The sequence below is a fragment of the Gorillibacterium sp. sgz306347 genome (genome assembly GCF_059735245.1).
Map to the genome: position 1 here is coordinate 119,623 of NZ_JCAPET010000008.1, position 9,344 is coordinate 128,966.

Sequence of the window (9,344 nt, forward strand, 5' to 3'; positions counted from 1 at the left end):
TATTACTTGACCAGAGCGTTCACTACATCATCCACGATCTTCTCGGCGGCGATTTTGCCGCTGTAGAGCCAGCTTGACGTCCGGTCGAATTCATAGACCTGTCCGGCTTTGACGGCGGGAAGTCCTTGCCAGATCGGATCGTTTAAAGATTCCGCCCCTTGCTCCTTGTCGCTGTTGACCAGGAAAATGTGATCGGCGTCCAGCTCGGCCAGCTTTTCCAGGGAAACCGGCTTCCAGATGGCGTCGGATTCCGCGTCCACGTTCAGGCTGGACTGCTTGATCCCAAGCTCGCCGTAAACGATCGCGCCGCTTGATTTGCGGCTGTCCACCATATAGAATTGCTTGCTCACCAGCCAGAGGATCGCGGCGGACTCGTCGCCGATCGCAGCCTGGATCTTCTCTTTCGCCTCGGCGGCTTTGGCGTCATATTCCTGAAGGGCTTTTTCGGCCTCATCGGATTTGTTCAGCACTTCTCCGATCGTTTGCAGCGTTTTGCGCCAGTCCGCATAAACTTCGTCGCCCAGGACATAGGTCGGAGCGATCTGGTTCAGCTGCTCGTATTTGCCTTTTTGGACATCGGCGGCCGTGCCGACAAAGATCAAGTCCGGCTCCAGGCCAAGAACGGCTTCCGGCGGCAGGTCAAAGCTGACGGGCGGAACGTTCTGCAGGCGATCCTTCAAATATTCCTGTGTTCCGTTCGGCACCGACCACTGCGCGACCGGCGTCACGCCAAGCGTCACCAGCGCGTCTTCCAGGTAGCTGCCGAGAATCCGCTGCGGGTTGGCGGGAATGGTCACGCTGTTCCCCATCCCGTCGGTCACCTTTTTCTCCTGCGCAGGCGCGGTTGACGCCTGAGCCGTTGCGGCTGTCGTAGGAGAAGCGGAAGGTGCTGCCGACGCATTGGCCGAGCCGGCCGGCTCCTGTGCGCCGCATGCCGAAAGCAGGAACGTGCAGGCAGCCGCTGTCGCCGCTATCCATGCCGTCTGTTTTTTACGAATCTGTTGATTCCTCATGCCCCATCCTCCAATTGTGTTGTCATCCTTTCGATGGATGATCACCGGTCTGTTTCTACTTAACCGATTCTACTGATAATGATTCTCAATGTCAATAAGCGGCAGAGACATTTCTCTTTTGTCATGGCTGTTTTGTGTCCTCTGAGACTTTTCAGGGCCGCCGCCATGAAAAAACGGCGGGGATCGCTCCCGCGCCGCTCATCCGTTCTCTTTCTCTATTCTTCCTGATTCTTTTACCTCTCGATTCGGGTCTATTCATTCAGCGCTTTCGTTAATGCCGTTAAATTCTTTTCCATGACAGTCAGATAGGTTTCCCCGCCTTGCAGCTCTTGCTCGGTCAAGCCTTCCAGCGGGTTAAGGACATCCGTCTTCGCCTTCAGCTCGCTGGCGATCGTTTCCGCGACCTTCGGCTCTACCAGGGTTTCGAAGAAAATCGTTTTGACCTCATGCTCCTTCGCGAACGCGATAATGTCCGCCATTTTGCCGGGCGACGGCTCCTGATCCGGCGACAGGCCGGAAATGGCGACCTGCGTCAACCCGTATTCCTTCGCCAGATACCCGAAAGCCGCATGCTGCGTCACAAATTCCTTACGCTTGCTGCTCTCCAGTCCGGACCGGAATTTGCCATCCAGTTCCTTCAGCTTGGCAATGTAAGCGTCCGCGTTGGCCTGAAAAGCCGCCTTGTGCTCGGGCGCCGCCTGCGCCAGGCCGTCCGCAATCGTTTGGACCTCCTTCTGCGCCAGCACCGGGCTCAGCCAAACATGCGGATCGAGCGCATGCTCGTGATCATGGGCCGCGTCGTGTTCGTGGTCGTGACCCGCTTCCGCTTCGTGGTCATGCGCATGTCCGGCGTCTCCTTCATGGTCATGGCCATGCTCCGCTTCGCCTTCGTGCGAGTGCCCGGCCTCTCCCTCTTGCCCGTGTTCATGTGCGGCTTCTCCTTCGTGCTCGTGTGCCGCTTCTCCCTCATGCTCATGCCCGGCTTCGCCTTCCTGCGTATGGCCGTCTTCCGGCTCGTCCTCATGGGCATGATCGTGAGCATGGTCATGAGCCTCTCCCTCGATCAGCTCGATGGCGGAGCTCGCCTCCACCACGATTCGCTTTTCGTTCGCGGTGCTTGCCAGCGCCTGCTCGGCCCATTCCTCGACAATGCCGTTGTAAACGAACACGTCGGCGTCCTGGATCAGCGTCATGTCTTTGGCCGAAGGCTCCCAATCGTGGGGCTCGACGCCGGTCGGCACAAGCGCGGTGACATCGGCCAGATCGCCGGCGACCTGACGCGTGAATTCCGCCATCGGGTAAAAGGTCGTGACAACCTTCAGCTTGCCTCCCTCCGCTGCCGGGCTTGCCGACGCGGAAGCGGACGGAGAGGCGGAAGCGGACGCGCCGGTCGCTGCTTTGTCGGCATTATTGCCGCAGCCGGTAAGCAGAACCGCCAGCGCGGCGGGCAGGGTTAGCCATGCGGTGGAACGGGGCTTCTTTTTTAACATTTCATAATTCCTCCATTTCAATATATAAAGTTGCGTCGGAACTCATCCGGTCAGGATTCCAGCGGCGTTTCCTTTGCCGGTTTGCCGGCGGCATGGGCGGGGTCCGCGGCATGCCGGGTATGCACATTGGCGGCTTTGCGCAGCCGACCGGCAAGGAGCCGGATGCCGTTCCCGGCCAGCAGCACGGCCAGCAGAAACAGCGCAATGGTGCCGCCGGGCGGTGTTCCGGCCTCATAAGAAACCGTGAGCCCGCTCAAAACGCCAAACAGTCCGATGCCCATCGCAATGAGGAACGCCGCCCGAAAGGTGCGGGCAATCCGGATCGCCAGTGCAGCCGGCAGCACGATTAAGGCAGAGACCAGCAGAACCCCCACAATCGGCATGGCGGCGGCTGCAATCATCCCTGTCAGCACGGCGAACGCCAGCGACAGCGCGTTAACCGGAATGCCGTTGGTTTTGGCCGTTTCTTCATCAAAGGACATTTGATAAAGCGGACGGCGGAACAGAAAAAAGAATAATCCGCCCGCAGCCGCTGCAGCCGCCATCAGGATCAGCTCCGTTTGCGTAACGGCGACAACCGAACCGAAAAGATAGGACGAAAAGCTTTTGCCGACCGTTTGCTTCATGCTCATTAGAACAACCGCCGAGGACAAGCCTCCGATCATAATGATGGCGATGGAAATCTCGCTGTAAGCGCGGTACATCCGGCGGACGTATTCCACCGCAATCGCGCCGAGCACCGCGACGGCGAAGCCGGACAGCGTCGGATCAAGGCCGAGATAGGCTCCGCCGGCGACACCCGCGAGCGAAACATGCGAAAGCATGTCGGCCATAAGCGCCTGGCGGCGCAGCATCAGGTAAACGCCAAGCGCCGAAGCGATTAAAGCGATCGTGCCGCCGGCGAGAAATGCCCGCTGCATGAAATCGTAGTGCAGCATTTCCATCCTCCGTCCTCCTTCCGTTCCAGCTCGATCAGCCGGTCCAGGTAAGGCGACGCTTCCGTCAAGGCGTGAGTGACCATCACAACCGTGCGCTCCTTTTCCTTCACCAGCCTGTTCAGCCATTCATAAAACTGCCTCCGGCTCTCCCGGTCCATTCCATTGGTCGGCTCGTCCAGAACGAGAAGATCGGCTTCCTGTGCCAACACCCGCGCCAGGCAGACGCGCTGCTTTTGCCCTCCCGAAAGCTCGCCGATCCGCTTGTTCCGCATCTCCCACATGCCGACCTGGCGCAGCGCTTCCTCCGTCAGCAGGCGGTCTTCCGCCACCGTTTTGCGCAGCCAGGAGCCGCGCGCGAACCTGCCGGAGCGGACAAATTCGCCCACTGTACTGGGAAACCCGCTGTTAAAAGCGGCGATTTGCTGCGGGACGTACCCGACCGACAGCTTGCCGCCGGCGGCGTTCACCGGAGACAAGCGGATGCTCCCGTTCCAGGGCCGGAGCAGACCGAGCGCAAGCTTGAGCATCGTCGTCTTCGCGGCACCGTTTTGTCCCGTCACGGCGACAAACTCGCCGCTTTGCACTTCTATGGTAGCATTTTCCAGACAAGGAACGCCGCCGTAGCCGAAGGTGACGTTTTCCATCTCAAGCAGCCGCATGTTGTCCTCCCCCTTGTATGTAAAATGTAATTATTACGCTTTGTGATTTTAACAGTAATTTTTACGGGCTGTCAACCTGATTTTCCGTCCTATGGCCTGTCATGATTATTTCGGCCCCCGAATATACTTTGGCAGACCGCCCGGTCAATCGATTATTTCGAGGAGAAAGGATGATGATAATGCCAATACCGGTTCTCGTTCTGAGCGGCTTCCTCGGCAGCGGCAAAACGACGCTCCTCCTCCGGCTGCTCCGGGATATGAAGCTGAGGGGCATCCAGGCGGGCGTTCTTATGAATGAGCTGGGCAAGCGGGACATTGACGGAACCACTCTGGCCGATTCGGGCGCCCGGGTGGAAAAATTGCTGGACGGCTGCGTCTGCTGCAGCAAAAAGAACGAGCTGTCCGCGGCATTGCGGCTGCTGGCGGACCGTTCGCCCGACGTCATCGTGCTGGAACTGACCGGGGTGGCAAACCCCGAAGAAATCGCCGAGGCGCTGGCGGCCCCTTCCCTGCTCCCCCGAATGAGGCTTTCCCGGATTGTGACGGTAACGGACGCCGAAAACCTGGCGGAATATGACAGCATCCTCAGCTCGGATGCGGAGCTTGTCCGCACTCTTCGCCGGCAGGTGGAAACCGCGGATTTGATCCTTTTGAACAAAACCGATCTGGCCTCCGGCCGCACCCTGCAAAAAGCCGAAAAAATATTGCGCAAGCGAAACGCCGCAGCTCCGATCGTGAAAACCGTCCGCTGCGAGCTGGACCACGCTCTCGTATGGCCGGGGCTGCACCGCGAAGCGGCCGAGGCGCGAAACGGCACGGAAACGGTGCCCGCGCCGGTACGAAAAGCTCCCGGCTCCCGCGCCGAACGCCGCACGGTGTTTTTGCGGCCCTACCCGGAAGCCGAGCGCACCTCCTTCACCCGCGTCCGTGCCGTCACGCTGCCGCAGCCGCCGGAGCCGGCGGCGCGCAGGACCGTCGAAGCCTTCCTTCTCCGCTGGCAGACCCGGCTGCTTCGCGCCAAAGGCTACCTCCGGCTGCGCCACGAAGGAAGCACCTGGCTGATCCAACTGGCGGGTGGACGCGTCTACTGCGAAGCCGCCGGAGAACCCGAGCCGCACGGCATCGTATGCATCGGCATCGACCTCGACGAAACCGCGCTGCTGCGGGACTGGGAGCGGATCACAGCGATTCGCTAAGAGAGCTGCTTTCGGCTGCGCAAAAAAGGAGCAATCCGCGGATTGCTCCTTTTTGTGAGCCTGTTTTCCTGCTATGCCCCGGCACGCCGCTGCCGAACTGCTACCACACTTGGACAATATCAAAAACAGCGTGCCGGCAGATGCTATGCTTTAGGCTATTTTTATGTTTCATGGGGAAAATCGCGGCAAACTTTGTTTATCTAGATGCATCGGATGAACATGCGGGGGAACAAGCCGGAGAGCTGGACAATGCCGCCTAACCCTGCATAAGTAGCGAAATAAGCTGAGATGGACTACGCTGTCTAAATCCCGCAGGAGTAGTGAAATAGCCCGAAGCGGGACACGCTGCCCATCCTGTAAAGTAGCGGAATAAGGCGATGATGGACAACGCTGTTTAAATCCCGCAGGTGTAGCGAAATAGCCCGAAGCGGGGACACGCTGCCCATCCTGTAAAGTAGCGGAATAAGGCGATGACGAACAACGGCGTTTAACCTTGCATAAGTAACAAAATATGCTGATGATGGACTTCACTGTCTAAATCCCGCCGAAGTAGCGAATATAACGATGACGACTACGCCGCCTAAATCCTGCAAAAGTGCAGGATTATTGCGACATAGCGGGTTCTTTCTCTAATAATAATGCGATTATGCAGGATTTCTTATCGTTCGAGAAGGAATTCTCCCTAAACGAGCTGATAATGATGCACATTCGCAGCATTATCCACTCCAGCTATCTCCCGAGAAAAGTAATGATGCACATTAGCATTATTTACCCCAGTTAAGCCAGTGCCAAAGTTGTTCCGCTTCGCAAACCGGCTTGAACATTAAGGCAGCAGACGGCAGTTCAAATATTGCGGACAATTAGAAGCAAGCACGTTTCAGTATAGCGGACATTTAGCAGCAGGTAGCCGTTTCAGTATAGCGAACACTTAGCAGCAGGCAGCCGTTTCAGTATAGCGGACACATAGCAGCAGGCAGCCGTTTCGATTATAGCTGTCACATAGCTGCAGGCAAATTCCCCATACTGTACCGGATACACCAGCCTTTCAGGCGAAAAAGACCCGCGAGCCGCCGATAAGGCCGGTTCCGCGGATCTTTCTGTCTACCTGCCGTAAGCCGGCGGGGCATATAAATTCAGGCAGCGTCCCAAAAATGTCACGGCCTCAGTCTTCGCCAACCGGGCAAGTTCGCCGCCTTTGAGATTCGTTCGAACGTTGGGAGGCCGGGTCAGCTTTCTCCCCGTTCCCCCACCTGCTCCCGTTGGCAATCCTCGCACAAGCCGTAAATTTCAAAACGGTGGCTGCTGATTTTGTAGTTTCCGGGCAGGTTGAGCGGCTGCTCCATGGGGCAATATTCAAACGTTAACGTTTTTTCGCAATTGAGGCAAATGAGGTGATGGTGGTGATGCGTCAGGCAGCTGTTTTTGAATTTCAGCCCGCCCTCCAGAAAATAAAACTGCTCCAGCGCACCCATCTCGCTCATCATCCGCAGGTTGCGGTAGACGGTGTCAAAGCTCACGCCGGGGTACTTCACCCGCATCTGCTCATATACGTCCTTTGGCGACAAATACCCGTCTGTATCGGAAAAAATCCCGGCGAGCGTCTTGCGCTGGTCCGTGATCCTCCATCCGTTTCGCGCCATCACGTCCAGCATTTCCTGTGCCGAATGCTTGTTTGCCATAGTCTTCCCCTCTTCTTACAGTTACGTTTATTCTGCCGCACCCTCCGCCTGAAAGTCAAGCGGGAGGGGCGGACCGGTGCGGAAAGCCTAGTCCCGGCGCAAGGGTAAGCTGGAAAAAGAAACGGGCGGCGGTATACGGCGCACCGATGCGTTTTGCAATACGAACACCGTTTGCCCCCGGTAGACGATTTCCGCGAGCTCGCCGCTCGCTTCCACCCACTCCCCAAGGGACAAGCGCGGAGCTTCCTCCGCTTCTGCAAGCAAGCCATAAGCCAGGCTTCCACTATTCGAGCCATAAGCCGAGCCTTCACTATTCGTGCCATAAGCCAGGCTTCCGCTATTCACACCACAAGCGAAGCTCCCGCTATTTGAGCCATATGCCGCGCTTCCGCTGTCCGATGCGGAGCAAGAAGTCAGGGGCCGCACAATGGCGTATTGACCGGGCGGCATCCCCTTTTCGGTGTATACCCAACCCGCGAAGGCTAGCCGGCGGCCAATGAAGCGCCCGGGGAACCGTTCGAGCGCGCCGAGCATTTCCATATATGCCGAATCGGATACAATCAGGGTGCCCTCCTTCCGGCTCAGCCGGTCCGCGAGCTCCGCCAGCCCGGCCGTTGGCCCGCCGCGGATTTCCGTCCGCAACGCAGGCTCCTGCCGCTGCCGTCCGGCGGCCGGTGCCTCCGGCTGAGGAGCGCTCAAGCGGACGGCCCCGATCTCCGGCGCAACGCTGCCGGACAGCTTCCCGGGCAGAAAGAGCGCGAGCAGAAGCGGCAGGATAAACCAGCCGTACGCCGCGATATTTTTCAGACGGGACGGCGAAGGCGCATGGTCCGGGCAGCAGTATGCCTCCGCATCGCCCGGTTTCCCGGCCGCCGCGCTGTACCAGAGCCAGGCCGCGAGGACGGCAAAGCCGAAAGCGGCCAGCTTCACAAACGGCACGCGGTCCGGGGCCAGGTAATCGCGCAGCTCGCCCGTACGGACGAGGACCGTCACATAGCCGGAATAGGCGGCGAGGACCGCCCCCCGGAGAGCGGCGTGAAGCCGCGGGGTGTTGGCGGACGGCATCCGGGTCACCTCCTTTTCCTCTCCCTCCGCATTGTTGCGGTCAGCGCATCAGATGCTCCGCAAGCATGGAGCCAGTGAAGACAATCGCCACGATAAGACCGACAAGCTTTAGAACAAACCGCGCCTTGAAGGCGGAGAACAGCATCAGCAGGCTTTTGACGTCCAGCATGGGACCGGAAACGAGAAAAGCAAGGATCGCGCCGGGCGAAAAGACGCCGAGAAAAGACCGCGCGACAAACGCATCCGAGGTGGAGCAGATGGACAGCAGGAAGGCGAGCCCCATCATTAACAAATGCGAAAGGCCCGATCCGTAAGCGACGGACTCCGCTCCCGCCTGTGGCAGAACGGTCTGAAAAGCGGCGGCCACGGCGCAGCCGAGCAGCAAATAACCGCCCATAGCGAAAAATTCGTTCCCGGCATGCTCCGGGACTGCCAGCCACTTGGCGCGGGCGTTCAACGGAGCGTTCCCAATCCTGCTGGAGCTAGCGCCAAGGAGTTCTTCTCTTGTATGGCGGAGCGGGTTTCGGCTTCCGTTCATCCGGTACAGGCAGGCGCCGATGGCAGCACCCGCGCCCAGAGCCAGCAGCATCCGGCCCAAATAGATGGCCGGAGCCCCGCCGAAGGCCGCATAGGTGCTCAGAAACACCACCGGATTGACAATCGGGCCGACCAGGATAAAGATGATCCCGGCCGGAGCGGGCAGGCCTTTGGCAATGAGCCGGCGGATGATCGGAATAGCGCCGCATTCGCATAACGGAATGACCAGCCCGAGCAGACAGCCTGCCAAAAGACCGGGAAGCGGCCGCTTCGGAATAAGCCGGCGGATCGTTTCCTCCGACACAAAAACCTGAAGAAAGGCTGAAACCGCAACACCCAACAGTAAAAAAGGCAGCGCTTCGAACACGATGCCGAAGAAGACAAGCTTGAACACGTGCAGCCGTTCCATGCCTTCAAAGGAAGGCAGCCGGATGGAAAGGCCGGAGCGCGCGGCGAAAAGCAGGACAAACAAAGCGGCTCCTGCGGCGGGCAGCCACCGCATCAATCGCAGCAATCGGGTTTCCATGCCTCCCCCTCCCTTTTCCCCCATCTGCCGTAAGCTTATCCCATTGTATTCGGACAAGGCCGCGGATATGAGCGGGCTCCCGGACGCGCCTTTCTACCCTGAAATAACGCAACTTCATAATCTGTGGTGCCTACCAGGGCATGGGTGGCTAACGGTTGTGACAGGGCTTATTCGCCTAAAAAAACCCTATTTCCACTTCTAACGGTTGTGGAAGCGCTTATTTGCCCCAAAAAGACCAAAA

At 58.6% G+C, this 9,344-nt stretch carries 8 protein-coding genes; 1 reads left to right on the top strand and 7 read right to left on the bottom strand.

Features of this window, described 5'->3' with window-relative positions; translation table 11 throughout:
* Positions 1-2 precede the first annotated feature (2 nt).
* The 4 genes from AC6I6H_RS06830 to AC6I6H_RS06845 form a co-directional block, all read right to left on the bottom strand.
* Positions 3-1,013, bottom strand: coding sequence for an ABC transporter substrate-binding protein (locus tag AC6I6H_RS06830; protein WP_497952991.1), 1,011 nt, complete (start codon positions 1,011-1,013; stop codon positions 3-5).
* 251 nt (positions 1,014-1,264) lie between these two features.
* Positions 1,265-2,503: a metal ABC transporter substrate-binding protein gene (locus AC6I6H_RS06835; RefSeq protein WP_497952992.1), complete on the bottom strand. Its 1,239-nt coding sequence runs from the start codon at positions 2,501-2,503 to the stop codon at positions 1,265-1,267.
* A gap of 50 nt (positions 2,504-2,553) precedes the next feature.
* On the bottom strand, positions 2,554-3,447 hold the full coding sequence (locus AC6I6H_RS06840; protein WP_497952993.1) for a metal ABC transporter permease: 894 nt from the start codon (positions 3,445-3,447) through the stop codon (positions 2,554-2,556).
* Positions 3,384-4,100: a metal ABC transporter ATP-binding protein gene (locus tag AC6I6H_RS06845; RefSeq protein ID WP_497952994.1), complete on the bottom strand. Its 717-nt coding sequence runs from the start codon at positions 4,098-4,100 to the stop codon at positions 3,384-3,386. Before AC6I6H_RS06845 ends, AC6I6H_RS06840 begins: the two co-directional genes overlap by 64 nt.
* A gap of 173 nt (positions 4,101-4,273) precedes the next feature.
* Here AC6I6H_RS06845 and AC6I6H_RS06850 point away from each other — a divergent pair, with 173 nt between their 5' ends.
* Positions 4,274-5,296, top strand: coding sequence for a CobW family GTP-binding protein (locus tag AC6I6H_RS06850; RefSeq protein ID WP_497952995.1), 1,023 nt, complete (start codon positions 4,274-4,276; stop codon positions 5,294-5,296).
* Positions 5,297-6,522: 1,226 nt separating this feature from the next.
* Here the strand turns inward: AC6I6H_RS06850 and AC6I6H_RS06855 are convergent.
* The 3 genes from AC6I6H_RS06855 to AC6I6H_RS06865 all read right to left on the bottom strand — a co-directional run bounded on the left by AC6I6H_RS06855 (position 6,523) and on the right by AC6I6H_RS06865 (position 9,103).
* Entirely contained in the window at positions 6,523-6,975 is a 453-nt protein-coding gene (locus AC6I6H_RS06855; protein WP_497952996.1) for a Fur family transcriptional regulator, read from the bottom strand.
* Between the two features lie 87 nt (positions 6,976-7,062).
* Complete coding sequence (locus AC6I6H_RS06860; RefSeq protein WP_497952997.1) at positions 7,063-8,040, bottom strand: TIGR03943 family putative permease subunit; 978 nt, start codon at positions 8,038-8,040, stop codon at positions 7,063-7,065.
* A 40-nt stretch (positions 8,041-8,080) separates the two neighbouring features.
* Positions 8,081-9,103, bottom strand: coding sequence for a permease (locus AC6I6H_RS06865; protein ID WP_497952998.1), 1,023 nt, complete (start codon positions 9,101-9,103; stop codon positions 8,081-8,083).
* Positions 9,104-9,344 lie beyond the last annotated feature (241 nt).

Coding starts and splice junctions, on each gene's coding strand:
- AC6I6H_RS06830 (WP_497952991.1), bottom strand. CDS start 1,013: ATGAGGAATCAACAGATTCGTAAAAAACAGACGGCATGGATAGCGGCG.
- AC6I6H_RS06835 (WP_497952992.1), bottom strand. CDS start 2,503: ATGTTAAAAAAGAAGCCCCGTTCCACCGCATGGCTAACCCTGCCCGCC.
- AC6I6H_RS06840 (WP_497952993.1), bottom strand. CDS start 3,447: ATGGAAATGCTGCACTACGATTTCATGCAGCGGGCATTTCTCGCCGGC.
- AC6I6H_RS06845 (WP_497952994.1), bottom strand. CDS start 4,100: ATGCGGCTGCTTGAGATGGAAAACGTCACCTTCGGCTACGGCGGCGTT.
- AC6I6H_RS06850 (WP_497952995.1), top strand. CDS start 4,274: ATGATAATGCCAATACCGGTTCTCGTTCTGAGCGGCTTCCTCGGCAGC.
- AC6I6H_RS06855 (WP_497952996.1), bottom strand. CDS start 6,975: ATGGCAAACAAGCATTCGGCACAGGAAATGCTGGACGTGATGGCGCGA.
- AC6I6H_RS06860 (WP_497952997.1), bottom strand. CDS start 8,040: ATGCCGTCCGCCAACACCCCGCGGCTTCACGCCGCTCTCCGGGGGGCG.
- AC6I6H_RS06865 (WP_497952998.1), bottom strand. CDS start 9,103: ATGGAAACCCGATTGCTGCGATTGATGCGGTGGCTGCCCGCCGCAGGA.